Source organism: Gilliamella sp. LMG 34361 (assembly GCF_984569075.1).
This window is the reverse complement of the sequence record NZ_OZ474903.1, coordinates 1,076,830-1,100,686: the sequence shown is the minus strand read 5'-3', so window position 1 is coordinate 1,100,686 and position 23,857 is coordinate 1,076,830. Positions and strand designations below refer to the sequence as shown.

The 23,857-nt window shown below is 33.8% G+C and carries 30 protein-coding genes and 1 pseudogene; 4 read left to right on the top strand and 27 right to left on the bottom strand.

The genetic code is table 11. The features are described from left to right. Nucleotides 1–60: 60 nt before the first annotated feature. Together AC5LXI_RS05185 and AC5LXI_RS05180 are read right to left on the bottom strand one after the other, a co-directional pair. Complete coding sequence (locus AC5LXI_RS05185; protein ID WP_493443823.1) at nucleotides 61–585, bottom strand: SMI1/KNR4 family protein; 525 nt, start codon at nucleotides 583–585, stop codon at nucleotides 61–63. After that, nucleotides 582–1,154 (bottom strand): hypothetical protein, encoded by a 573-nt coding sequence (locus AC5LXI_RS05180; RefSeq protein WP_493443822.1) that lies wholly within the window; start codon nucleotides 1,152–1,154, stop codon nucleotides 582–584. The genes AC5LXI_RS05185 and AC5LXI_RS05180 overlap by 4 nt, the downstream gene beginning before the upstream one ends. On the opposite strand from AC5LXI_RS05180, the gene AC5LXI_RS05175 reads away from it, so the two are divergent. Continuing rightward, nucleotides 1,155–1,346 (top strand): SymE family type I addiction module toxin, encoded by a 192-nt coding sequence (locus AC5LXI_RS05175; protein ID WP_493443821.1) that lies wholly within the window; start codon nucleotides 1,155–1,157, stop codon nucleotides 1,344–1,346. Between the two features lie 82 nt (nucleotides 1,347–1,428). Here AC5LXI_RS05175 and AC5LXI_RS05170 read toward each other — a convergent pair whose 3' ends face one another. From AC5LXI_RS05170 to AC5LXI_RS05085, 18 genes and pseudogenes are all read right to left on the bottom strand, one after another. Further along, entirely contained in the window at nucleotides 1,429–1,911 is a 483-nt protein-coding gene (locus AC5LXI_RS05170; RefSeq protein ID WP_110432326.1) for an immunity protein RhsI2 family protein, read from the bottom strand. Between the two features lie 12 nt (nucleotides 1,912–1,923). After that, complete coding sequence (locus tag AC5LXI_RS05165) at nucleotides 1,924–2,130, bottom strand: hypothetical protein (RefSeq protein ID WP_493444258.1); 207 nt, start codon at nucleotides 2,128–2,130, stop codon at nucleotides 1,924–1,926. A 112-nt stretch (nucleotides 2,131–2,242) separates the two neighbouring features. Next, nucleotides 2,243–2,758, bottom strand: a complete 516-nt coding sequence (locus tag AC5LXI_RS05160; protein ID WP_493443820.1) for a DUF2247 family protein — start codon at nucleotides 2,756–2,758, stop codon at nucleotides 2,243–2,245. A gap of 249 nt (nucleotides 2,759–3,007) precedes the next feature. Then, complete coding sequence (locus AC5LXI_RS05155) at nucleotides 3,008–3,211, bottom strand: hypothetical protein (protein ID WP_493443819.1); 204 nt, start codon at nucleotides 3,209–3,211, stop codon at nucleotides 3,008–3,010. A 9-nt stretch (nucleotides 3,212–3,220) separates the two neighbouring features. Continuing rightward, a complete protein-coding gene (locus tag AC5LXI_RS05150; RefSeq protein WP_493443818.1) occupies nucleotides 3,221–3,418 on the bottom strand; it encodes a hypothetical protein in 198 nt (65 codons plus the stop codon). 54 nt (nucleotides 3,419–3,472) lie between these two features. Further along, nucleotides 3,473–3,637 (bottom strand): hypothetical protein, encoded by a 165-nt coding sequence (locus tag AC5LXI_RS05145; RefSeq protein ID WP_493443817.1) that lies wholly within the window; start codon nucleotides 3,635–3,637, stop codon nucleotides 3,473–3,475. Nucleotides 3,638–3,682: 45 nt separating this feature from the next. Further along, nucleotides 3,683–4,174: a hypothetical protein gene (locus AC5LXI_RS05140; RefSeq protein WP_493443816.1), complete on the bottom strand. Its 492-nt coding sequence runs from the start codon at nucleotides 4,172–4,174 to the stop codon at nucleotides 3,683–3,685. A gap of 97 nt (nucleotides 4,175–4,271) precedes the next feature. Beyond that, complete coding sequence (locus AC5LXI_RS05135) at nucleotides 4,272–4,973, bottom strand: hypothetical protein (RefSeq protein ID WP_493443815.1); 702 nt, start codon at nucleotides 4,971–4,973, stop codon at nucleotides 4,272–4,274. A gap of 122 nt (nucleotides 4,974–5,095) precedes the next feature. After that, complete coding sequence (locus tag AC5LXI_RS05130; RefSeq protein ID WP_493443814.1) at nucleotides 5,096–5,767, bottom strand: hypothetical protein; 672 nt, start codon at nucleotides 5,765–5,767, stop codon at nucleotides 5,096–5,098. Between the two features lie 4 nt (nucleotides 5,768–5,771). After that, a complete protein-coding gene (locus AC5LXI_RS05125) occupies nucleotides 5,772–6,071 on the bottom strand; it encodes a hypothetical protein (RefSeq protein WP_493443813.1) in 300 nt (99 codons plus the stop codon). 211 nt (nucleotides 6,072–6,282) lie between these two features. Beyond that, the gene (locus AC5LXI_RS05120; protein WP_411638092.1) at nucleotides 6,283–6,612 is read right to left on the bottom strand and encodes a hypothetical protein; all 330 of its coding nucleotides are present in this window, start codon (nucleotides 6,610–6,612) and stop codon (nucleotides 6,283–6,285) included. Between the two features lie 844 nt (nucleotides 6,613–7,456). After that, nucleotides 7,457–8,017: a hypothetical protein gene (locus AC5LXI_RS05115; protein WP_493443812.1), complete on the bottom strand. Its 561-nt coding sequence runs from the start codon at nucleotides 8,015–8,017 to the stop codon at nucleotides 7,457–7,459. A 183-nt stretch (nucleotides 8,018–8,200) separates the two neighbouring features. Continuing rightward, the gene (locus AC5LXI_RS05110; protein ID WP_493443811.1) at nucleotides 8,201–8,761 is read right to left on the bottom strand and encodes a hypothetical protein; all 561 of its coding nucleotides are present in this window, start codon (nucleotides 8,759–8,761) and stop codon (nucleotides 8,201–8,203) included. Nucleotides 8,762–9,365: 604 nt separating this feature from the next. Next, a complete protein-coding gene (locus AC5LXI_RS05105; RefSeq protein ID WP_493443810.1) occupies nucleotides 9,366–9,740 on the bottom strand; it encodes a UCP019853 family protein in 375 nt (124 codons plus the stop codon). 366 nt (nucleotides 9,741–10,106) lie between these two features. Further along, nucleotides 10,107–10,223: pseudogene (locus AC5LXI_RS05100) on the bottom strand (polymorphic toxin type 17 domain-containing protein); the annotation flags it as partial. Between the two features lie 133 nt (nucleotides 10,224–10,356). Then, complete coding sequence (locus tag AC5LXI_RS05095; RefSeq protein WP_493443809.1) at nucleotides 10,357–10,491, bottom strand: hypothetical protein; 135 nt, start codon at nucleotides 10,489–10,491, stop codon at nucleotides 10,357–10,359. Nucleotides 10,492–10,701: 210 nt separating this feature from the next. Next, nucleotides 10,702–11,286: a hypothetical protein gene (locus AC5LXI_RS05090; RefSeq protein ID WP_493443808.1), complete on the bottom strand. Its 585-nt coding sequence runs from the start codon at nucleotides 11,284–11,286 to the stop codon at nucleotides 10,702–10,704. 357 nt (nucleotides 11,287–11,643) lie between these two features. Next, entirely contained in the window at nucleotides 11,644–12,264 is a 621-nt protein-coding gene (locus AC5LXI_RS05085; protein ID WP_493443807.1) for a hypothetical protein, read from the bottom strand. Between the two features lie 185 nt (nucleotides 12,265–12,449). Here AC5LXI_RS05085 and AC5LXI_RS05080 point away from each other — a divergent pair, with 185 nt between their 5' ends. Further along, complete coding sequence (locus tag AC5LXI_RS05080; RefSeq protein ID WP_493443806.1) at nucleotides 12,450–13,622, top strand: M20 aminoacylase family protein; 1,173 nt, start codon at nucleotides 12,450–12,452, stop codon at nucleotides 13,620–13,622. A gap of 15 nt (nucleotides 13,623–13,637) precedes the next feature. Then, nucleotides 13,638–15,062, top strand: a complete 1,425-nt coding sequence (locus AC5LXI_RS05075) for an MFS transporter (RefSeq protein WP_493443805.1) — start codon at nucleotides 13,638–13,640, stop codon at nucleotides 15,060–15,062. Between the two features lie 90 nt (nucleotides 15,063–15,152). Here the strand turns inward: AC5LXI_RS05075 and mnmE are convergent, their stop codons facing one another. From mnmE to AC5LXI_RS05060, 3 genes are all read right to left on the bottom strand, one after another. Then, entirely contained in the window at nucleotides 15,153–16,514 is a 1,362-nt protein-coding gene (gene mnmE / locus AC5LXI_RS05070; RefSeq protein WP_493443804.1) for a tRNA uridine-5-carboxymethylaminomethyl(34) synthesis GTPase MnmE, read from the bottom strand. A 90-nt stretch (nucleotides 16,515–16,604) separates the two neighbouring features. Beyond that, nucleotides 16,605–17,201 carry a YdcF family protein gene (locus tag AC5LXI_RS05065; protein ID WP_493443803.1) on the bottom strand — a complete coding sequence of 199 codons (597 nt, stop codon included), beginning with the start codon at nucleotides 17,199–17,201 and terminating at the stop codon, nucleotides 16,605–16,607. 12 nt (nucleotides 17,202–17,213) lie between these two features. Next, complete coding sequence (locus AC5LXI_RS05060; RefSeq protein WP_493443802.1) at nucleotides 17,214–17,765, bottom strand: DNA-3-methyladenine glycosylase I; 552 nt, start codon at nucleotides 17,763–17,765, stop codon at nucleotides 17,214–17,216. Nucleotides 17,766–18,010: 245 nt separating this feature from the next. Here AC5LXI_RS05060 and AC5LXI_RS05055 point away from each other — a divergent pair, with 245 nt between their 5' ends. Continuing rightward, nucleotides 18,011–19,360, top strand: coding sequence for an MFS transporter (locus AC5LXI_RS05055; RefSeq protein ID WP_493443801.1), 1,350 nt, complete (start codon nucleotides 18,011–18,013; stop codon nucleotides 19,358–19,360). 93 nt (nucleotides 19,361–19,453) lie between these two features. Here AC5LXI_RS05055 and gorA read toward each other — a convergent pair whose 3' ends face one another. From gorA to tatC, 4 genes are all read right to left on the bottom strand, one after another. Then, nucleotides 19,454–20,806 carry a glutathione-disulfide reductase gene (gorA, locus tag AC5LXI_RS05050; RefSeq protein ID WP_493443800.1) on the bottom strand — a complete coding sequence of 451 codons (1,353 nt, stop codon included), beginning with the start codon at nucleotides 20,804–20,806 and terminating at the stop codon, nucleotides 19,454–19,456. Nucleotides 20,807–20,973: 167 nt separating this feature from the next. Continuing rightward, complete coding sequence (locus AC5LXI_RS05045; protein WP_493443799.1) at nucleotides 20,974–21,453, bottom strand: hypothetical protein; 480 nt, start codon at nucleotides 21,451–21,453, stop codon at nucleotides 20,974–20,976. A gap of 168 nt (nucleotides 21,454–21,621) precedes the next feature. Next, entirely contained in the window at nucleotides 21,622–23,046 is a 1,425-nt protein-coding gene (gene hldE / locus AC5LXI_RS05040; RefSeq protein ID WP_493443798.1) for a bifunctional D-glycero-beta-D-manno-heptose-7-phosphate kinase/D-glycero-beta-D-manno-heptose 1-phosphate adenylyltransferase HldE, read from the bottom strand. Between the two features lie 53 nt (nucleotides 23,047–23,099). Beyond that, nucleotides 23,100–23,855: a twin-arginine translocase subunit TatC gene (tatC, locus tag AC5LXI_RS05035; protein WP_493443797.1), complete on the bottom strand. Its 756-nt coding sequence runs from the start codon at nucleotides 23,853–23,855 to the stop codon at nucleotides 23,100–23,102. Between the last annotated feature and the right edge of the window lie 2 nt (nucleotides 23,856–23,857).

The window sequence follows — 23,857 nt, the reverse complement described above, 5'->3', positions numbered from 1 at the left end:
CTTGAGATGCTGACTTAGGAGTTAAAATAAGATCCCAGTTTAAAATTGGGATCTTAGGTTTTAGATATTGATTAATTCACCAGAATAATCAAATGTCATATTTTGTATATAATGTCGAGTGTCAGTATTTACTGAATGTCTTAAATACTCATAAAAAGTTTTATTTGTCTGTTTTATCGTTTCTTCATTTTCATCATAGTGATAAACCAAATTTGGGTTATCTGAATCAGTTAACAAAAAGAAATACTGGGTTTCAGATTCAAATGAAAATGCAAACGGTTTTTGTTTAACTAATTCCCATTGTTGTAATGCACATAGATCTTCACAAAAAGAATATTGAAAAAGAACATGAGAACGTACAGTGTTATTTTGTCGATAAAACATCAAGGGATCATCACCAAAAAATCCACCACTACAACGCCCCATACAGGATAAAAAATGGTAGAGTTGTCCTCTAATCTTAATATCATAAAGGCGTTCTATCTTAGCTAGTTCGTCATCTGAATAGCTTTTAATAAAGTTAGTATCAATAGGTAATTCAGGATACACTGAATGTAAATAGGTTATTAGTTTTTCATTAATCATGGCCTTTTTCCTGTTGTTCCTTGATACATATGTATATTGGCATTTTCGCTCATTTCTTCAGCAAACTTAACTCCTAAACCATTACAACCATTACACATGCCAGGTTTTGTTTTTGAAGTATTTTCAACTGATACTTTAATATCCACTTTTTGCCCTGCATAGTTATCTTTAGCATAACTCATTAATTTATGTTCAGCATGGTTAAGGTTAGTTTGTGTTGCTGATGACGGATAATTACGGATGCTTTGCGAGTCTTCAACAATGACTTTGTAATTTACGCCATTAATATTAACAGAAGTTGGAGCATTCCCTTTCCAGGATTTACCACTTACAGCCAATACATATTCAGTTTTACCATTTACAATAATGGAACCTGTGGCGATAGAAATATTATCTACTTTATTCCCTTTTACATATGCCCCTAATTGCCCTCTGATTTTGGAAACATTTAATGCCTTATCATCAATTTTTGATAAATCACTAACTTTGTAATTAGGCAAAATATCATTACCTTTTACAGTGCTCGTCCCCTTCCCAGCTAAGGCACAGTCTAAGCTAAAATCAGGCACTTGCAAAGCTCTGGCACCGCAACCCACCGAACGATTTTACACCATTGGTTACACGCCCCAAGGCATAAAACCCAACCCCAACCTCAACTCACCATTAAAGGACGCTGGCTTGAGCAGCTCGCCTTTACCACTGGCCAAGTGGTTACAATCATCGCTAAAGAAGGCAAGTTAATTATCGAACTTGCAAAGTAGATCTAAGAACAGATAAAAAGAGGATCCTAGTTTAAAGCACTAGGATCTTATTTTGTTCAGACTTTATAAGAACTACTAATTTTTATTTAACAGGTTCTAATGAAACGGCCATTTCTAAAGCAATTTGATTATATTTTTGACCAAAATTGAGCATTGCCTCTGGTTTAAGTTCATCAAGAGCATAGACGATACTTGTTATATGCCCCTCTTTAAAAAAATCTGAGTCTTCTTCTTGATTAGTATAAATACCAATAGATTGGATAGTTCCATCATCAAGTAATAGATCAATAGTATTATTAAAATCCGAAGGATCTTGCCCTGTTACATAAGCTCTTTTTATTATCCCAGACAAGAATAACAAGGGCATTTTCCCTCGGTTGATACTATCCCACCATTCTTGTGATCCAAAAAGGCCATAAGTCCCATTCAATCCGACATAAGGCCTTGATCGATCCAGTGTTAAAGCTTGAGTAAGAGAAACATATTCAGGATCAGCCTTTAACTCTTCGGAAAGAAGATATACTAATTTCATGGGTACTTTTGTGTTTTCTAACTTTAATAGCATAATTCTTTCCTCTTATTGAACCTTTTCAAAATGAACAATATTTTTATTAAAAATCTCGATTCCTTTACCTTGTCCAAGCTGGGTTGTCATTTGTCCACCTTCAACCTTAAATCGGGTATTAGTATCCATCCATTTTCCGGTTTGGGTCGACATGTTAGGTAATTCTTTTGCTGCCACTGAATTCACTGCAATCCCTATTTTTTCAAGCTCGTAGAAGATACTGGCATAGATGTCAAAATAAGATCCTCAAAGTTTTTAGATAAGGATCTTACTATTTGCTATGCAGATCTAAAAAGTAAAACAAGACCCCGCTAGTTAGAAGGGGTCTAAATTAAATTCCTAATTCATTTAATTCTTTTTTTATCCATAAATTATGATTTGATATGAATTTTAGATAGTTTTCATCACAATAGTACTCATTCGGCGTCATGATATTATTAACACCTTGAATTATATTTGGACTATTATTGGATTCACCCCACTCATTCCAAAAATTGTTTAGCTCCAATAACCCATACAAACTATCTTCTGGTAAATAATTCATAAATTCTTTTAGGGCAAATACAACCCATTTTTTCTTTGAAAGAGTTAAATCAACACTATTCAAATCACAGAGGTTACTAATCATATCAATAACCTCACCGTTCATTTCTGTACAAAAACACAATTCAGAAACGGATATAAAAGAAGCATCATTCAACTCTATAATAGCTAGCTGTTCGCATGCAAAATCACTAACATTATTTGGTGATAATGTGCCTATAGGGAGGCCTTTACAGCCTAAATAGAGCACTCCCCAATCAACTATTTTGAACTTTTCAAGTTCATTAAATATTTTATTTATCATGGCTTAGATGAGATTCCATTAATTGTTCCATTTGGTACAAACACACGATGGCTTACACCTCCTAACTTAGGATCTACTATCCATTCAAATCTACCAGAAACACCATTCAGGCTTCCTTCTAATTGATGTAGTGTTGCCCCATTGTTCAAGTTTGTAGCTTGACCTGCATAATTATCTATAATGTGATTAAAACCATGAGATTTAGCAGCGGAAGAGATAAAAAGATCCCTGATTGTCACGATCTAAAGGCTATTTAGTTAATCGAAGTGCGTTAAATGCTCCACATTTATCACATAACATCTGGCGCTGAACTTCAGAAGGATTATTTTCATTTGGAATATCCCTTACTTTCAAATAAACTTTTTGACAAACAGGACAAATTACTTTTACGCTTGGGTCAGTAGCAATTCTTTTTACTGCTTCAATCCATCCCATAACTGTTTTATTACTCACATTTATTATTTACGCCCCCAAAACACTAGATGCTTTTTCTGCAAAATCGAAAGCTGCTTTCGTCTTCTTTGCAGCTAAAAAGCTGGATACACCACTTGCCGAAGATGATGTATTTAAGCGGTGTAATTCATGTAGTATTGTTTTTTGCAATTCAACTTGAGGCTTAAATGCTTCCTTACCAATAAGGAACTCATTTTCGCCAAACATTGTTATTCCTGAGACTGTTAGATTAGGTTCGTATTGTATGGTTCAACCATTTTTTTATTCATTTAACTCTATCTCTGATGAATTGTTAGTCGGAGGATAACTTTTAATAGCTTCGTCATAGCCATCACAATCAGAAAAATACTCCATTAAAAAGTCAAAATCCCATCTTGGTGACTTTATATTATTAAACCTACTAATCTCTAAAGATTTATTCTTCATTGCCACTTCTGATTCTTTTTGGTGATTTATTTTGATTATACCTTCCTAACCACCCACCAAATCATCACATCCAATGATAAACGGTAGGATATTCTCTTCTTCCAGTTCTAAAAAAACGTTACCATTAAATATAACCTTACCATAAATATTTGAATCTAAATGTTCTATATCTTTACCACCACATACCATACGGCGATCTTTTATATTAAACTTTAAGCCGGATGAGTAATAGTAGTCTTGATTATTATGCATAACTTTTAAGTCGTAGCAGCGAATATTTTCAATAGTAAGTAAGGCTTGTTTAACTAATATGATTAAATCCTTACCAATATTAATGATACTTTTAGGATTAACAGACAATATCTGATCTCGCCAGATTTCATCATACATGTTTATCGGTATATTTTCTAAATGCATTCTAAGGGTTGATGTGTCTGTTTCTATAATAGGTAAAGACGCGTAACATTCCATGCCACTCCATCCATCAAAATCAAGACAACGCGCATAACTATCAGTTAGATCAATTTTATATTTCATAATATTATTTATGACTTTTTTAATTAGTTAGGATGATAACTTTATTCTCATTTGCAACTCTGTCAGATTGCCATACTATTTTCAAGGCATAACTTTTTTATTCATTTATATTTGTTTCTGACTTATTGTTAGTTTGAGGATAACTTTTGATGGCTTCTCTATAGCCACCATGATTAGGGAAATACTTTATCAAAAAGTCAAAATCCCATATTGGTGACTCAATATTATTAAACCTACTAATCTCTAAAGATTTATTCTTCATTGCCACTTCTGATTTTTTTTGATGATTTATTTCGGTTATACCTTCATAACCACCTACCAAATCATCACATCCAATCATTAATGGCAGGATACTCTCTTCTTCCAGTTCTAAAAAAACGTTACCATTAAAAATTGCTCGACCAACAATATCTGAATCTAAATGTTCTATATCTCTACCACCGCATACCATAAAGCGGTCTTTTATATTAAACTTTAAACCGGATGAGTGATAATAATCACGATTATTATGCATAATTTTTAAGTCGTAGCAGCGAATATTTTCAATAGTAAGTAAGGCTTTTTTAACTAATATGGTTAAATCCTTATCAATATTAATGATACTTTTTGGGTTAACGGATAATATCTGATCTCGGCATATGTCTTCATCCATATTTATCGAAACATTTTCTAAATGCATTCGGAAGGTTGAGGTCTCTTTTTCTATAATAGGTAAAGATACGTAACATTCCACTCCACCCCATCCATCAAAATCAATACAATACCGATAACTATCGGTTTGATCTATTCTATATTTCATTATATTATTTATAGTTTTTCTAAATTAGTTAAAATTATAGTTGTATTCTAATTTGCAGCTTTGTCAGATTGCTGTACTATCTTCAAGGAATAACTTTTTTATTCATTTAACTTTACTTATGACTAGCCGTTAGTCAGAGGAAAACTTTTAACAGCTTCACTATAACCATCACGACTAGAAAAATACTCTATTAAAAAGTCAAAATCCCATATTGGTGACTTAATATTATTAAACCTACTAATATCTAAAGATTTATTCTTCATTGCTACTTCTGATTCTTTTTGGTGATTTATTTTGGTTATACCTTCATAACCACCCACCAAATCATCACATCCAATGATAAATGGTAGGATATTCTCTTCTTCCAGTTCTAAAAAAACTTTACCATTAAAGATCACTTGACTAAAAATATCTGAATCTAAATGTTGTGTATCTTTACCACCACATTCTACAAATCGGTCTTTTATATTAAACTTTAAGCCAGATGAGTGATAATAATCATGATTATTATGGATAACTCTTAAGTCGTAGCAGCGAATATTTTCAATAATAAGTAAGGCTTTTTTAGCTAATATGATTAAATCTTCATCAATATTAATGATACTTTTCGGGTTAACAGATAATATCTGGTTTCGACATATGTCTTCATCCATAGTTATCGATACATTTTCTAAACGCATTCGAAAGGTTGAAGTCTCTTTTTCTATAATTGGTAAAGATGAGTAACTTTTTATCCCACTTAAACCATCAAAATCAATACAATACCAATTAGTTAGATCTATTTTATATTTCATAATATTACTCTGATTTTCTTTTAAACTCATATTTATCTATAAATTCAGATTTAATAGGTGTTGTTCCATTGGTATGTAAATATCCTTTGCTAAGAATTCTTTGCTTATTCGTCAAATTCAATCCTGCTGTTTCAGCTATTGCTTCTAAATTTTTCATATATTTATTTATTTTGCCATCGACTCCACGAATAATTATGGTTCCTTCATCACTTAAAACCCGAAGTACTTCATCATTCAAAGGATAATATCCAAAAGGATTATCCATAATAATTTTATTTTGTGAGCGATCTGCTATATTTTTCAAGTTATTGACATCTCCAGAATGTACCCTCGCTGCCATTGAATGAGCGGGGAGATAGATATTATATGCGCCTTCTATTGGATTTAATCCTGCATTAATATTTAATGTGCCCCCGTGTTCTGGCTCACTTAAATATTTGGGGAGAGGGTGAGTTAAGAGCTAAAACAAGATTCCCCTGATAGGAGGGGATTTAAAAAGTTTAATTCCTCATCTATTAGCTAATAGATTTTTTTAAAAGAGCTTTTAATCTATTACGAGAGGCCAAATTGTCTTTTCCTTTACCTTGTATACTTTTTGCGTATTCTTCAACAGTTATAATTTCATTTTTAATGATACTGTTATCTTTGATTGATACATCAAATTCAATAACACTTTTACTATTTACAAGGTAAGCATAAATATCTACACCTTGATCTATAGCATTATATAAAAGATAAGCTGTATGAATGACACCAAACTCTTCTCTTAAAAAAGGGAAAATATGGTTTTCTTCTAATTCCCTAAAATCATCTAATATTTTTTCTTTTGATTCATAATCTTTCATGTTTCTTTATACTCCCTGGCGTTGCTGTTATTAAATTGCCTTTTTCATCAAGAAGGATTGACACCGCGCTTATTAAGCATCTTCTTTAATTAATTTACCTTGATCTATAATTATTTGATAAATTTATTATAATTTTTAAATGCAATATTTTTTTCGCATTACTTATAAAATAATTTTTCGAAAAATCATATTGCAAGAAATTAGAAGAAATATTATTCAAATTTAACTTACTAATATCTCTATTTTTAATTTTTACAATTAATTCTTGATATTTGTTAATAAATTCAACTTTATGCTGTTTAATATAGTTTTGAAGATCTATTGTTTGAATTATAATATCCGATTCTTCAAAAATAAAATCCAATTGAGTTATATCTAGTTTATATTCAATATTAATTTCCTTAACTATTTTCCAATAAATGCATGTTTATAATCGTTGGATTATTAAGTGTTTCACCATTTGAATGAAAATAACCTTTAATAGATATGACTCTTTGAGAAACTGTTGTTAAACTTGACAAGTTATGGGCATCTCCTACATGCTATTGATATAAATATTATAAGCACCTTCAATTGGCTTATTTCCTGCACCAACATTTAATGTGCCACCTTGCTCTAGCTTACTTAAATATCATGCATTCCTCATTGCTACTTCTACTGGACATATTTTATTCAGCCCGAAACGATCGTTCTCAATTATTGGATTAACAACATAACTATAGGCTTTTTCGTCGCCAGTTAATCCAATAGTCTTGGCTAATATAATGATGGTGTAAAGGACATAGTAAAGCTGGCAATTATAATATTATTGGAGTGTGTTAGCGTTACTTTTGAGCTATTTTATTTATAATATTGATATTTCAGTAGAAAAATCAAACCCCAATAAGTTAGCGTCTTCAACGCGTTGTTTAAATTTATCTGTCACAAAGACACGGCTAATAGATTCTTCAATCGAGAATAAATAGTCATCGGTAATATTTTTGGCAATTAAAAATGTTTTCTCGATCTTTAAACCATTTGGCCATTCTTCATAGATTGATTTTTCCTTGTCAAAACAACCGGATAACGGATTGGTAGGATAATAACCAAAGAACTGTTTACGTTTACTCTCCGTGATAACCGGTAACAACTGCCCGCGTGGCTCTAAAATATCTGCCAGTGCCGTTAATGCTGATTCACTAAACACTAAAAATGGCCCCAAAAAACCGCTGAAATCAAACTGATAATTCTTTTTACCCGAATCACTTCGTCCTAATTCAAGTTTAATCGGCTGATAGTCGTTACCAAATGGTTTCCAGCGTTGATCCATCGCCCTTCCCATAATGCTTTCTTCGCCCTTAGGATAATCTTGAATAAATAAGCCAGTATTTTTTGATGTTGATTTCAATAAATATATTTTTTTCATAATAATCTTATATACCCAGTTGAGTTTTAATTTGCTTGACGAAGACCATTTTTTTGTCTTCAGCACTTTAATAACACCTATTTTTCTCGTTGAATAATTAGCGTCATTTATATTATCAGGCGCTTAGTATCGGTATTGATTATAATACCATGGGTATCTGTTGGCGCTTTTGGGTGGTTTTATTTATAATGTTGATATTTCAGTAGAAAAATCAAACCCCAATAAGTTAGCGTCTTCAACGCGTTGTTTAAATTTATCTGTCACAAAGACAAAGCTGATATCTTCTTCAATGGAGAATAAATATTCATCGGTAATATTTTGGGCAATTAAAAATAGTTTTCTGATCATTAAACCATTTGGCCATTCATCATAGACTGATTTTTCCTTGTCAAAACAACCGGATAACGGATTGGTAGGATAATAACCAAAGAACTGTTTACGTTTACTCTCCGTGATAACCGGTAACAACTGCCCGCGTGGCTCTAAAATATCTGCCAGTGCCGTTAATGCTGATTCACTAAACACTAAAAATGGCCCCAAAAAACCGCTGAAATCAAACTGATAATTCTTCTTACCCGAATCACTTCGCCCTAATTCAAGTCTAATGGGCTGATAGTCGTTACCAAATGGTTTCCAGCGTTGATCCATCGCCCTTCCCATAATGCCTTGTTCACCATTAGGATAATTTTGAATAAATATGCAAGTACTTTCTGATGTTGTTCTTAGTAAATATATTTTTTTCATAGTAAGTTTTTCGGTTTCGAAGGCAATCACTATACTTTTTAAGTCAGTGTTATTGCCGACATAATATCATATGCTGAAAAAAACTCTAATTGTTTGATTATTTTGGTTTAGTCAAGTTTTTCTGTAAAAATAATTGAGGAGTCTATACCATTATATTGTGTTTGAGCATTAATAAACAGGTTATAATGTAGGCAAAAGTCGGTAAAAGCTGTTTTAGGCATTATGTTACTGTATCTGCTCCATTTGAAACCTTATATCCATTAGATATTATCCGGATCGTTCTTTTATTAGATTCTGTTCTTGGACAGAATTTATTTAATCCTATTGAGTTGTTTTAAATTATTGCGTTAGCGAGGTCTAATAAGTATTTTGTCACACTAAATCAATAGGGTATGGGCAGTTATAATGTGGTTGAAATGGTGTAATTATAATATAATCCAAATTTTTACTATTAATATTAAATTACTTCGTGATGCAATATATTCTATTATGTATTTTTCTCTATTAATGGATTAAATCTACCTCGCTACTTTAAACAAAGACGTTTTTTCTCAATCGTGATCACTTTATTTATAAGACAGAGTTATCTTTTTTAGTTTTACTATTAATCAATGATTGATACAGTCATTCTATCAGATCTAAGTGTAATAAAATCATTCTCAAAATAAGAAAAATCATAGAATGATTCATCTTGAAAGATCAAATTTGATAATATTAATTTATCTTCAAATAAATAACCATTTATAATATGTTCAAATGTTTCTCCTTCTCTTTTAATAAAAAAATATTTATCTTTCGATGCTTCAATTTGCATATCATCGTTAAACCATAAACCAAGTTCTACTAAATAAATATTTCCCACGCGAAGCGGTACGGAAGAAAAATTAACAAAACAACAAATGTTATATTCTCCAAAAGCGAAAATAACTTCTTCTTCAACATTTTCATTTATAGATATTAATTTTGCATAATATTTCATTTAATAACCAAACTAAATTATTTATCTCCCTAAATACTGAGAAGATTGATAAAATAATTAAATATCAATCGTTAGCTTTACCAACTTTTCATATATAATACGCCGAGTAAGCCAAGATCATGCGATAACTCAATAAAAATCTTCGCGTTTAAACTTTTTAGCTGTAAGAATAAGATCTTCTATATCAAAACAATCTATTGTATCTTTATCATACAATAATACTGCATAACCATATAAAATATCATCTTCCTCACTATAATTACACCTTTTCTTCAAGAATATTGTTAATACTTGGTAGTAGGAATAACTTCAACTTCTGGATAAAAATCAATTTTATTTATCATAGCAATCTCAACTATTTATGTGTTATTTTCTAACTAAAGATACGTTTAAATGTGAACCATCAAGACTTACCAAACCAATTTGCGATCCATCTTTAGATGAAAACTGACCATCCCATTCAAAAGCTTGAACAGCTGTACGAGATTCGCTCTTTACCTATTCGTTACCACATTTATCAAGATACTCACTATTAAGACCGTTATGTGATGGGTTTGTGGATAAAGCCTCTACGGGTATAAATCTTATCTTACCCTCTGTTGTTGTTTAACATGGTTTACTTTCTCTTTATTTGACCAAAGCTGAGCCGCACCCGTTTTAACAGCTGGGTTAAATGGGGTTCATTACTTTGACTATCAAGTTTGATAATAAACAATGCGCCATCATTTGCCATAGCTTCAACTTTTTCCAAAATCGAATTATGCTTGATTTATAGAAATTTATAAGACTAATTGACCTAGCTTTGCCATTTAGAATACTAGGTAAGCTAGGCTAATTCATTTTAAGAGTAAGAGTTAGTGTATTTCCCGCAACTTTTTATTTATCTCGATATTTTAAAGAAAACTCAAAACAAAAATACTTTACCGATCAAAATAAAATAGCGTAATTATAAAAAAAAATGCTATTTTATCTTTTGTTTGCGATATTGATCGGTAACAAATGATATGCTGATCTTCTCATTTATTGATGAAGAGAAAAATAAAGTATTGTTACTACCATTCACATCATCCACGGTGAATTTCCACATTTCATCACCCATAGAGTTTTTGGATTGTTCTTTACCATATTTTTTGACTAGTGCTTCATACTCATGTTGTTCTGCTTCACTAGAATAGGGTATCGTTTTAGCGACACCAAAGACAACCATTTGAACAGGATCATGCATGAGATCCTCTTCCAGTCTAACATTTAATGCCACAGACTTATTCGGATCTAACGTTACTTTGTAAGTTTTTAGCGTGCCAATGATTGTAGATTGTTTCCCTAGTTCTGATGGTGGTAATTTCATTTTTTGTTCTTCGATAGTAATGTCAGTATCAGCAAGTTGATATTTATTTTTAAACAGTTGTATCAATTCAGATTCTGTCATTCCTAGCTTAACTCCAGCTAGTTCAAATGTTTTAGCGTTTTTTTCAGATAAACTGTTAGCAAAACAAATTGGAATAAAAAATAGAGCAGTAAGTAAAAGGCAGCATTTTTTTAACATAAAATTTCCTTATAGTTGTATTGATTATTTCATCTTTAGATTTAATATTATAATACTGTACCTATAGAGTAAATGGCTATTTAACCACAAAAAATTCACACCTCTAGGTTGTAGAATGTGGAGTCGATAATTCTCCTTTAATCTACCAAGATGCTTATTTTCTATTATCGCCGTATGTTTTGATTTCTCATTTATGCCTCAGTTTTTTTGTAATGCAATGGATTTTGTTGGAAATCTGAAAACAAATCGCGTTCATTTTTATGTTTTTATGGTTTCTATTTGATTTCACTCATTCATTAAAAATACCATTTTTGATCGCAAATATAAACAATCCCAGTTTTTAGGCTGGGTTCTTAATTATTTACCAAAGATCTTAATTCCTAAACGACAACATTCTAAATACCAGATACCGGCTGGGATACCCAAAGAAGCTATTTTGCAAGCTAAATATATATCTTTAATGTCAATTACAAATTCATTTATTTTAAAATAAAATAAAATTGAAAACACTAAGCTCATTATTAAAATAGTAAAAAACAACATTAAAGGCATTGCTATACACAAAAATAGTAATGATAAGTATTTTCTATTTGTTTTATTGTTCTCATTGGATGTTGTTGAGCTGTGTGGATCTGCTAAAAAGTTCTTATTCCAATGTTTTAGGAACTTTTTTGTCCACCAAATTGGTTTATCGTCATCCTTTAAGTCGTCAAAAACCGGTAACGGGATTTCACCATAAGTTAAGTAATCAGATTTTGTAGTTATGCTAATCATTATAGGATAATAAATCTCCGAATCTTTAAATTCATTGAGGGCAAATTCAACGCATTTATAAAACGATTTAAAATATTGGCTAAATAGGTCAAATAAAGTTAGCTTAGTTTTATCTAAATCACTTTCAACTTTACCAGATAAGATGTTGTTCCAATCAATTACTTCACTATTTAACTGTTGAAACTCGCTTTCTACCAATTTCATTAATAATTGATTAATAGAAATTATCGACATATACAAAATTAGAGGTTATTGTATATTTGTGCATCTACGTGGTTTTGGTGATTAAGTTGTTTGGATTTTTTCAATTTGATCTTCGCTTAGATGAGTAGTTCCCTTCTTTTTTTATTTTTTTCATAAACGATATTCAGGTTAATTAGGAGCCTAAAATGCAGCATATTATGGAAACGATTAGCAAAACAGAACAAGAGTTTATTGATATTCGCCATCAAATTCATCAACATCCTGAATTAGGTTTTGAAGAGAATAAAACCAGCGATTTAGTTGCAAGTAAATTGGCTGAGTGGGGCTATGAAGTTCACCGTGGTTTAGCAAAAACAGGGGTGGTTGGTGTTTTGAAAAATGGTACTAGTCATAAAAAGATTGGTATTAGGGCTGATATGGATGCTTTACCAATTGTTGAGGCATCAGGTAAACCTTGGAGTAGTAAAATCCATGGCAAATTCCACGGTTGTGGTCATGATGGACACACCACTATTTTACTGTGTGCAGCGAAATATCTTGCCAAAACCCGTAATTTTGATGGTACGTTGCATGTCATTTTCCAACCAGCAGAAGAGTTATTATATGGTGGAAAAGTGATGGTTGATGATGGTTTATTTAAGAAATTTCCTTGTGATGTTATTTTCGGTATTCACAATATGCCAGGATTCAAGGAAGGCCATTTTTATTTCAGATCTGGTGCGCTTATGGCTTCATCCGATACCATTCATATCAATATAAAAGGAAAAGGGGCTCATGGGGCTATGCCTGAACGAGGAATTGATGCCACCCTTGTTGCCTGTTATATCGGCACCGCGTTGCAAAGTATCGTTTCTCGCAATGTTTCACCTTTTGAACAAGCTGTTATCACAATTGGTTGTATTGAGTCTGGTGAAGCGCCGAATGTAGTTAATAGCGATGCAATTATGAAGTTAACCGTTAGAGCATTAGATAATAATGCCCGAACGTTATTACTTAAACGTATTACCGAAATTGCCACTGCTCAGGCAGAGAGTTTTGGGGCATCAGTTAAAATTGAGCATGTCAATGGTAGCCCTGTTTTACATAATGGTGTAGATGCAACAAAATTTGCTTTCGGCGTTGCCGAAAAATTAGTAGGTAAAGATCGCGTTCATGATAATTGCCATCCGTTTATGGGCAGTGAAGATTTTGCTTTTATGTTAGAAAGCAACCCAAATGGCTGTTACATGATTATCGGCAATGGCGATGAACCAGATTATTGTAATGTCCATAATCCAGGTTATGATTTTAATGATAATTGTATTGTTACAGCGGCGTCATATTGGGTTGCATTAACTGAAACCTATTTAAGTAAATAAGGATAACGCGCATCTATGTCAAATTTAAATATGTCAAATACCAAAATTTCAGGAGCGAAATTGTTTAAAGGTCATAATAGGTTAACATTAGGCATTGTTTTAGGCGTTATTACTTTTTGGCTTTTTGCTCAATCAATCGTCAATGTCGGGCCAGCTATTCAGCACGCTGTCGGTATTACGCCAGCATCGTTTAATTTAGCGGTGAGTTTAACCGCCCTATTTTCTGGCTGTTTTATTGTGGTTGCTGGCGGACTTGCTGATCGCTTTGGACGAGTTCGTTTTACCTATTTTGGTTTTATTTTAAGTATTATTGGTTGTCTTTGTTTGATCTGCGCGCAAGGTGAAGTGCTGTTTATTACTGGTCGTATTATCCAAGGCCTATCTGCTGCCTGTATTATGCCATCAACTTTAGCCTTAGTGAAAACCTATTATGAGGGCAAAGACCGCCAGCGTGCATTGAGCTTTTGGTCGATTGGTTCTTGGGGCGGTTCAGGTACTTGTGTGCTTGCCGGTGGTGCGATAGCAACTTATTTAGGTTGGCAATGGATTTTTATTATCTCTATCGTTTGTGCTCTGTTAGGTATGCTATTATTGAAAGGGACACCAGAAACTAAAATTGACGATCCATCAAGCTTGCCCAAATTTGATTATGCTGGGCTATTTGTTTTTGTTATTACTTTGGTAACGTTAAACCTTGTCATCACCAAAGGATCTACTTTTGGTTGGACTAGTGTAACGACATTATCACTCGCTACGATATGCTTGTTTTTTCTGATTTTATTTTTTGTTATTGAAAATCGTAAAGCGAATGGCGCATTTATAGATTTTTCACTATTTAAGAACGTCCCTTATCGTGGTGCTACCTTATCTAACTTTCTGCTCAATTCTGTTGCTGGTACGTTAATTGTTGCCAGTACTTATACCCAACAAGGACGCGGTTTTACCTCTTTCGAAAATGGATTATTGACCATTGGTTATTTAGTTTCGGTTTTATGTATGATTCGAGTAGGTGAAAAGATCTTACAAAAAGTCGGCGCGAAAAAACCGATGTTACTCGGGCCATTAATTACTGGCTCAGGAATTGCGTTGATGACGCTAACTTTTTTACCAGATACGCATTATATTGTTTCAGTGTTGGGGGGCTATATTTTATTTGGTCTTGGCTTAGGTTTTTATGCAACGCCATCAATCGATACGGCAATATCCAATGCTCCAGAAGATAAAGTTGGTATTGCATCAGGGATATATAAAATGGCAAGCTCATTAGGCGGTGCATTCGGTATCGCCATTTCGGCATCCACTTATGCAGCGATTATTGCTAGTGGCCAAAGCGTAGCAACGGGCGCTGCAATCGGATTATGGATTAATGTTGGATTTTGTCTGTTATGTTTTATTTCAATTTTAATTTTGGTGCCCAATAATGCCGGCAAAAATAAATAAGTTAGTGTAGATTTACTGTAATTTTGAAGTTCTCTGTAGGGATAGCACTTTTTACATCTATCCCTATTTTTCGAAAAATGTATGGTTAGATTACTTGCCAATACAAAATGAGCTGAATATTCGGCCTAATAAATCATCAGATGTAAATTCGCCGGTAATTTCACTTAGCGCTTCTTGCGCTAATCTCAATTCTTCCGCTAACAGCTCGCCAGCATGAAAGGTTGTAAGCTGATATTTACCATTATTTAAATGCTCAGCAGCTTTTTCAAGTGCTTGCAAATGACGACGACGAGCCAAAAAGCCACCTTCTGTACTGCTAGTAAAGCCCATAACTTGTTTAAGATGATCACGTAATAATGTAATACCTTTACCAGTTCGTGCTGATAGTTGGATAAGACAATAGCCATTTTGTTCACTATAGCCTAATGGTTCACCAGTTAAGTCGGCTTTGTTGCGAATAACGGTAACTGGCATGTTATTAGGTAAGCGTTCAATAAATTCTGGCCAGAGTTTTTCAGGATTAGTCTCATTAGTTGTTGTGCTATCGACCATAAATAATACCCGATCCGCTTGCTCAATTTCTTGCCATGCTCGTTCAATACCAATTCGTTCAACTTCGTCACTAGCTTCACGCAGTCCTGCAGTATCAATGATATGTAAAGGCATACCATCAATATGAATATGTTCGCGCAAAACATCACGCGTTGTTCCGGCTATATCAGTAACAATAGCCGCGTCACGGCCTGCTAACGCATTAAGTAAACTCGATTTACCTGCATTAGGTCGACCAGCAATAACTACTTTCATTCCTTCACGTAGTAACGAACCTTGTTTGGCTTCTTGACGAACGTCATTTAGTCGTTGAATGACTTGGTCAAGCTCAGTTTCTATTTTACCGTCAGATAAAAAGTCTATTTCTTCTTCGGGAAAATCAATAGCAGCTTCGGTAAAAATACGTAGGTGAATAAGTGATTCAACTAGATCGTTAATCTTTTTAGAGAATACCCCTTGTAAAGAAGATAAGGCTGATTTAGCAGCTTGCTCTGAGCTTGCATCAATAAGATCAGCAATGGCTTCGGCTTGGGCAAGATCTAATTTATCATTTAAAAAAGCTCGCTCGGAAAATTCACCCGGTCTTGCGATGCGCACCCCAGAAATTGCTAAAATCCGTTTTAAGAGTAAATCTAAGATAACAGGACCACCGTGGCCTTGTAGTTCAAGTACATCTTCACCCGTGAACGAATGTGGATTTGGGAAGAACAAAGCGATACCTTCATCTAACGTTGTACCATCACCGTCTAAAAAAGGCAAATAATGCGCATATCGAGGTTTAGGTAAAATACCTAACACCGCTTTGGCAACCTCTTGTGCTTTAGGGCCAGAAATACGCAATATGCCAACTCCGCCTCGACCGGGTGGTGTAGCTTGCGCAACTATTGTGTCTGAATTCATATTTATTAATTGTCAATTAAAAATAGTAATGATTAATCATACCATGACTATCATTAAAAATCTGTAAAGGGGAACTGTCTATTAGAACGGTTAATTATCAACATAATCTAAAGGATGGTCAAACAACCATGAGTTAAGTAAGGCTAATGGCTCTCTTATCATCGCATAGTATTTATCAAAATTGTTATAAGCTATCGGTGCAGATAAGCCAGAAATATCATTTATACCAGAACGTTTAGCTAGCATGATGGAACGAAGGATATGAAAGTCGTTGGTCACAACAACGGTTTTGCCTAATGGTAATACTTGATTGGCGTAAACAAATTGTTGAGCTGTCCGCCTAGATCTATCTTCAAGATGCACTCTTGAAGAATCGATTCCTTTTTTGACTAGGTAATCAGCCATCACACTCGCTTCGGTGGCAGATTCATCGCTCCCTTGTCCACCACAAACAACGACTTTAGTATTCGGGTTACTTTGCAAATAATCAAATGCAGTATCTAAACGATTTTGTAAGGTAGGTGGGACTTGAGCGGGAGTACCGACCACTTGTGATCCTAAAACGACTAGCGTATCAGCATTGGCAGCTGGTTTTTGCTTAGCATAGATAAAAATAATAACGTTACAAATGATAAAATAAACTAATAGTGCTATTAGGCAATATTTTATTAAATTCATAATTGTCATTAATTTTTCCCCTTATTTTTTAAAACAATCTTCGAAATGGTCGTTAACTAACCCCATCGATTGCATAAATGCATAACAAATTGTTGTGCCAACAAATGAAAATCCTTTCTTTTTCAATGCTTTTGACATTTTATCAGATATTTCCGTGCTAACAGGAACTTCACTTATATCCTTATAATGATTGATGATGGGTTTACCATCAACAAATGACCAAATAAATTGCGAGAAGTCCTCATTATTGTTTTTCATAGCTAAGTAAGCGTGGGCATTTTTTACGATGCTATTAAGCTTTAAGCGATTGCGAATTAAGCCTGTATTTTCGAGTAATAATTCTATATCAGTTGCGGTTAATTGGATAATTTTTTCCGGTTCAAAATTAAAAAAACATCGACGATATTCGTCTCGTTTTTTTAGTACAGTGATCCAAGATAATCCGGCTTGTTGTCCTTCAAGACAAATTTTTTCAAATAATTTAAGGCTATCATATTGCGGATAACCCCATTCATTATCATGATAATCAATATATAACGGGTCATTTGAGACCCAACTGCATCGTTTTGTCATTATTATTTCATCCTTATGTTTTAAAAATATTATACGCGATGATTAAATAGAATTATCATTTAATATCATTTTTATACAGATTATAAATCAAACAGACATATCGTTGTTATTGATTAAATTTTTTTATGATTAAAAAAAATACTATTTTTTATGGCAGAATGATTTTTCAAAATTAAGATTTAGTCAAACAACAGTCATTTTCTTTACTGGCTATATTCATTTAACTATAAAAATAAGGTTTTTTCATGAGTCAATTTGAAATTAATGCTGAATGGAAACCGGTCGCAAGACCATTGAATAGTAAGGATTTTAAAACACTAGTATTGTCATCTTTAGGTGGAACACTTGAATTTTATGACTTTGTTATTTATGCGCTATATATTGATACTATTGTCAAACCGCTGTTTTTACCGCATACCTTATCGCCATTAACCTTAGATTTATTTGCTTGGGGTATTTTTGCTGCTGGCTATTTGGTTCGCCCGGTTGGTGGAATTATTATGGCCCATTTTGGGGATAAAGTTGGTCGCAAACAGATGTTTACGTTAAGTGTAGCGATGATGGCTTTACCTACTTTTATCATCGGTATTTTACCTACTTATGAGACAATTGGCATTGTAGCACCATTATTATTGTTATTGATGCGTATGTTGCAAGGTGCGGCGATTGGTGGTGAAATGCCGGGCGCATGGGTGTTTATCGCAGAGCACACCCCCAAACAACGCTATGGTTTGGGGGTTGGTACGTTAACGTCAGGTATTACCGGTGGTATTTTACTTGGTTTTTTCGTCACAATTATTGTTGATCTCTATTTTACTAGTCAAAATATTTTAGATTATGCTTGGCGTATTCCTTTTATTATAGGCGGTATTTTTGGAGTTATTTCGGTCTACTTACGTAAATTTTTATCTGAAACGCCGATCTTCAAGGAATTAGCTGCACGTAAAGCATTAGAAAAGAGTATTCCTGTCGTGACCGTTCTAAAAAAACATAAAACAGCTTGTTTGATTGTCGCTTTATTAACTTGGTCATTGTCAACCGCTATTATGGTTGGTATTTTAATTACCCCTAGTCGTATTGTGGGCGGTATGTATCACTTCGCCAATCTTGATTGGCGTATTGGTGGATGTATTGCAGCCTTAACATTATCTATTGGCTGTGTTATTTCTGGTTGGTTAGATGATAAATTAGGTACAGTCAAAACAGTCATCGTAACTTGGGGCGGTTTAGCTGTTGTAAGCATCTATTTTTACAGTTCATTAAGCGCTGATATGTCATTAACGAAACTTTATTCAATTTGGGCACTATTTGGCTTATTTATTGGATCGATTGCCATGACCCCAATTATCGGTACCAGAACATTTCCACCGGCCATTCGTTATTCTGGATTATCGCTATCTTATAATTTGGCTTATGCGCTATTTAGTGCAATCACGCCTACTTTAACGATCTATTTATTAAGTCCTGATCATATATTAGGTGAATATAGTTATCTGGGCGCAGGTATTTATATTTCAGCTGTCGCGTTACTTGCTGTTTTAGTTAGTTTTTCAACTTTAGCCCAGAAAGGCTGGCAAAATAGAGCTGATAATTAATAAATTAATGACTTAAAAGACTAATTAAAAACAGGGCAATTACCCTGTTTTTAATTAAAGATGTGATGAACCTTTCATGTATTAACTCAAATATTAGCGCATTGTAACAAACTCTTCTGCCGCTGTTGGGTGTATGGCAATGGTGTTATCAAAGTCTTGTTTGGTTGCCCCCATTTTTAATGCCACGGCAAAACCTTGTAAAATCTCGTCCATACCATAACCAATACCATGAATACCGACTATCTTTTCTTGTTCACCAATACAAACTAATTTCATTTTGCATGGTTGACGATGAGAAGTTACGGCAGTATACATAGCCGTAAACGTGGATTTATACACTTTTACGTTTTCAGGCCCATATTGCAATATAGCTTGTGGTTCACTTAAACCAACCGTACCTATCGGTGGATGAGTAAATACTACAGTTGGAATATTAGAGTAATCTAAATGTTCATTTGGTTTATTATTGAAAAGTCGTTCAGATAAGCGACGACCTGCAGCCACAGCAACAGGCGTTAATGCAGCCGCACCAGTATCATCGCCAACCGAATAAATGCCTGGTACGTTAGTATTTTGATATTCATCAACAACAATAAATCCATTGCTATCAACTTTAATACCCGCCGCAGATAAGTTCATTGCTTTGGTTGCTGGCTCTCGACCGATGGCCCAAATTAAACAATCAACAGTATAGCTTTCGCCATTTTCTAATGTTAATGTTAATGATTCGTCACTATTTTTGCTGACAGAAGAGGGAATAGCAAAGGTGTGCAAATGTTGGCCATCCTTGGTTATCACTTCCATTAGTGTTTCAACAATTAGTGGATCGAAAGCACGTAATGGGGTACCTTGTCGAACAAATTGATGAGTCTGGGCACCTAATGAATGTAAAACACTGGCAATTTCACAAGCTATATAACCTGCACCAACAACTGCAACTCGTTTAGGTAATGCTTTTAATTCAAAGAACCCATCAGAAGTAATACCATATTGTGCACCGGGAATATTAGGAATAGTTGGCTTACCACCGACCGCAATAAGAATATGATCGGCACTAAAGCGCTCGCCATTAACATCAATCGTTTTGCTATCAATAAATTTGGCATATCCATGGATCACATCAACATTATTATTGTTTAACACCCGATCATAAGATTGATGAACACGATCAATGTAAGCCGTTCGGCTTGCAATGAGTTTATCCCAATTAAAATGATTAATCGTGGTATCAAATCCATAATCAGGCCCATAGTGGTTAATCGCTTCGGCAATTTGTGCACCATACCACATGATTTTTTTCGGCACACAGCCAACATTTACACAAGTTCCGCCCAATAATTTAGCCTCAATAATAGCGCACTTTTTACCATATGATGCAGCACGGTTAATAGAGGCAATACCACCACTGCCACCACCGATAGCAATATAGTCATAGTGTTTAGTCATATAAGAAATCCTTAAAACAAATTAGCAATTGATGATTGATAGCTTTGCATAAAGCCAAAAATAAAAAAAGTACTAATTATGAAATTTAATGATAGTTATTACCTATTGATTAGTTTTGGAGAATAGTTTTATTCATTAACATAATCATATTAATATTTTTAATATGATTATTTCACACATTCATTCAATGCCTGAAAATTGACAGGTTTAGAATTCAATTTTTCAGTAATCTCAAGATAACATTTTCTGTCTTCAAGTTTATATAAAATATTATATGTTTTACCCAATTCAGCGGTAAATTGGTGATATTTTGTGGTACAAGAAACTTTATCATCTCGTGATTTGCCAATAACCGTAACAAGTTTATTGGCTGGAGATTTAGTTTCAATTGAGGGAACGTATTTAGGATAAATATTAAATGGTACAATTTTATGTGGAAATACATAGCCAAGACTTTGAAAATTAGTGCAGTTGCTAGTTTTACCATCATAAATGTTTAAAGAAAAATAGGTAGGATAATAAGTTTCAGTGGTGAATATCAGTTCTGGGTCATGGAGATTTGCTTCATATAGATATTTTTGAACAGGTACTCGATGACAAGCGACACTCATTAATATCATTAACAACACTGTAATTTTTAGTTTCATTATTTTATTCCTTATTAGTCATTAAATATGTGATCTTTATTGATACTAAAATAAATCTTAATTGAGATAAAACAAAGATAAAAATAATGGAAAAAAATTAAATAAGAGTAATCATCTAGTTAAATACATGGCTACTTAAATAAGTAGCCAATTATTACCAGATATTATTTATTGTTGTTTAATTTTATCAATGATGTTAGTTGTGGAACAACCATCTTCAAAATTGAGGACTTTAACTACTCCACCGGCCTCAATAACTTCTTTTCCACCTGCGATATCTTCAGGTTTATAATCACCACCTTTTACTAATACATCAGGTAAAATACTGGCAATTAATCGTTGTGGCGTCTGTTCTTCAAAAGGAACGACCCAATCTACTGAATTTAACGCGCCTAATACAATCATTCTTTGCATTAATGAATTTATAGGTCGGGATTGCCCTTTCAATTGTTTTACTGAGGCATCGCTATTTACCGCAACAACTAAGCGATCACCAAGTTTGCGAGCATTAGCAAGATAGGAAACATGTCCAGCATGCAAGATGTCAAAGCAGCCATTAGTCATGACAATTTTTTCACCTCGAAGGCGTGCTTTGTTAATTTCTTCTTTTAATGTCTTTTCAGTCATTACGCCGAAACCATCATCAGTACGAGCACGGATAGCGTTACTTAATTCAACTTGAGATACCGTAGATGTCCCTAACTTGCCAACCACAACACCTGCAGCTGCATTAGCTAAAAAACAGCTTTCTTCAAGAGATTGCCCTGCGGCTAATGAAGCAGCTAAGGTCGCTATCACCGTATCACCGGCGCCAGTAACATCAAATACTTCTTTGGCTTGCGTAGGTAGATGATAAACAGGCTTATCTAACTGTAATAACGTCATCCCTTTTTCGCTGCGAGTGACAAGTAAAGCTTTGAGATCATACTGTTTAATTAGTTGATAGCCCTTTTCGATAATCTCTTGCTCTGTTTTACAAACACCGACAACCGCTTCAAATTCAGACATATTTGGCGTCAATAGTGTTGCACCACGATAACGCTCAAAATCAGTACCTTTCGGATCAACCAATATTGGTACATTTGCTTTCTGAGCTTGTTTAATCATTGCTTGTACAGCTGTTAAGGCTCCTTTAGCATAATCAGATAACACTAATACTTTAGAGGTTGAAAGCGCACTTTCAATACGTTCTAAAATAGGTGTATGATCAACACTATTAAAACCCTCTTCAAAATCGATTCTAATGAGTTGTTGATTTCTAGATAAAACTCTTAATTTGGTAATTGTTGGATGAGTTGAGACTGATACAAAATCACAATGGACATTACGTTTAGTCAGTTGTTCATCAAGTACTTTGGCTGGCTCATCAATACCGGTAAAACCAATTAATCTTGCGCTACCGCCCAAAGAGGTTATATTCATAGCTACATTGGCTGCACCGCCAGCGCGTTCTTCTAGAGCATCAACTTTAACAATTGGCACTGGTGCTTCTGGTGATATACGGTTAGTACCTCCATACCAATAGCGATCTAACATGATATCGCCAACAACCAGAACATTTGCTTGAGTAAACTCAGGAAGTGAAGTTTTCATTATGGTCATATATCCTTTACTTGTTATTCAGTAAATCACTTATCAATTTATTATTAATCCCCAACACATTCATCGTCTGGTTGGATTTTTTTTCTAGGTTGATAAAAACGGGCAAAAAACGTCCCTATTTCAAATAATAAACAGATAGGTACAGCTAATAAGATTTGAGAAAATACGTCAGGAGGTGTAACAAACATTGCCACGGCAAAAACACCGACAATTATATAAGGCCTTTTTTTACGTAAATTTTTAGGGGTGGTTACACCAGTCCAGCACAGTAAGATAATTGCAACCGGGACTTCAAATGCAAAGCCAAAAACAATAAATAGGGTCATAACAAAATCAAGATACTTAGTTATATCAGTATTTATTGCAACATCAACAGGGGCCGTATGAATAAAAAAGTAAAAAGCGAGAGGAAATACTGCAAAATAAGCAAACGCAATGCCAATATAAAAAAGTACTGTGCTTGAAATGATTAACGGCATAATAAGACGTTTTTCATGCTGATATAGTGCTGGGGCAATAAATCCCCATACTTGATACAAAATATAAGGAATCGAAACAAATATTGAAACAACTGCGGTCAGTTTAATAGGAGTAAAAAAAGGTGCCGCAATGTCAGTTGCAATCATACTGCTACCCTTTGGTAATTGACTAATAAGCGGATTAGCAACAATATGATAAATATTATTCGAAAAATAAAGTAAACACGCTAATACGAGTAATATACAGATAATGCATCGTAAAAGTCGCATTCTTAGTTCTACAAGATGACCAATAAGTGGTTGCGTTGCGTCGTCTGTCATAA

Coding starts and splice junctions, on each gene's coding strand:
- AC5LXI_RS05045 (WP_493443799.1), bottom strand. CDS start 21,453: ATGAAACTAAAAATTACAGTGTTGTTAATGATATTAATGAGTGTCGCT.
- AC5LXI_RS05055 (WP_493443801.1), top strand. CDS start 18,011: ATGAGTCAATTTGAAATTAATGCTGAATGGAAACCGGTCGCAAGACCA.
- tatC (WP_493443797.1), bottom strand. CDS start 23,855: ATGACAGACGACGCAACGCAACCACTTATTGGTCATCTTGTAGAACTA.
- AC5LXI_RS05120 (WP_411638092.1), bottom strand. CDS start 6,612: ATGAAAGATTATGAATCAAAAGAAAAAATATTAGATGATTTTAGGGAA.
- AC5LXI_RS05075 (WP_493443805.1), top strand. CDS start 13,638: ATGTCAAATTTAAATATGTCAAATACCAAAATTTCAGGAGCGAAATTG.
- hldE (WP_493443798.1), bottom strand. CDS start 23,046: ATGAAAACTTCACTTCCTGAGTTTACTCAAGCAAATGTTCTGGTTGTT.
- mnmE (WP_493443804.1), bottom strand. CDS start 16,514: ATGAATTCAGACACAATAGTTGCGCAAGCTACACCACCCGGTCGAGGC.
- AC5LXI_RS05130 (WP_493443814.1), bottom strand. CDS start 5,767: ATGAAATATAAAATAGATCTAACTAATTGGTATTGTATTGATTTTGAT.
- AC5LXI_RS05090 (WP_493443808.1), bottom strand. CDS start 11,286: ATGTTAAAAAAATGCTGCCTTTTACTTACTGCTCTATTTTTTATTCCA.
- AC5LXI_RS05065 (WP_493443803.1), bottom strand. CDS start 17,201: ATGACAATTATGAATTTAATAAAATATTGCCTAATAGCACTATTAGTT.
- AC5LXI_RS05145 (WP_493443817.1), bottom strand. CDS start 3,637: ATGAAGAATAAATCTTTAGAGATTAGTAGGTTTAATAATATAAAGTCA.
- AC5LXI_RS05060 (WP_493443802.1), bottom strand. CDS start 17,765: ATGACAAAACGATGCAGTTGGGTCTCAAATGACCCGTTATATATTGAT.
- AC5LXI_RS05085 (WP_493443807.1), bottom strand. CDS start 12,264: ATGAAATTGGTAGAAAGCGAGTTTCAACAGTTAAATAGTGAAGTAATT.
- AC5LXI_RS05080 (WP_493443806.1), top strand. CDS start 12,450: ATGCAGCATATTATGGAAACGATTAGCAAAACAGAACAAGAGTTTATT.
- AC5LXI_RS05140 (WP_493443816.1), bottom strand. CDS start 4,174: ATGAAATATAAAATTGATCTAACTGATAGTTATGCGCGTTGTCTTGAT.
- gorA (WP_493443800.1), bottom strand. CDS start 20,806: ATGACTAAACACTATGACTATATTGCTATCGGTGGTGGCAGTGGTGGT.
- AC5LXI_RS05185 (WP_493443823.1), bottom strand. CDS start 585: ATGATTAATGAAAAACTAATAACCTATTTACATTCAGTGTATCCTGAA.
- AC5LXI_RS05170 (WP_110432326.1), bottom strand. CDS start 1,911: ATGCTATTAAAGTTAGAAAACACAAAAGTACCCATGAAATTAGTATAT.
- AC5LXI_RS05110 (WP_493443811.1), bottom strand. CDS start 8,761: ATGAAAAAAATATATTTACTAAGAACAACATCAGAAAGTACTTGCATA.
- AC5LXI_RS05160 (WP_493443820.1), bottom strand. CDS start 2,758: ATGATAAATAAAATATTTAATGAACTTGAAAAGTTCAAAATAGTTGAT.
- AC5LXI_RS05115 (WP_493443812.1), bottom strand. CDS start 8,017: ATGAAAAAAATATATTTATTGAAATCAACATCAAAAAATACTGGCTTA.
- AC5LXI_RS05150 (WP_493443818.1), bottom strand. CDS start 3,418: ATGTTTGGCGAAAATGAGTTCCTTATTGGTAAGGAAGCATTTAAGCCT.
- AC5LXI_RS05135 (WP_493443815.1), bottom strand. CDS start 4,973: ATGAAATATAGAATAGATCAAACCGATAGTTATCGGTATTGTATTGAT.
- AC5LXI_RS05105 (WP_493443810.1), bottom strand. CDS start 9,740: ATGAAATATTATGCAAAATTAATATCTATAAATGAAAATGTTGAAGAA.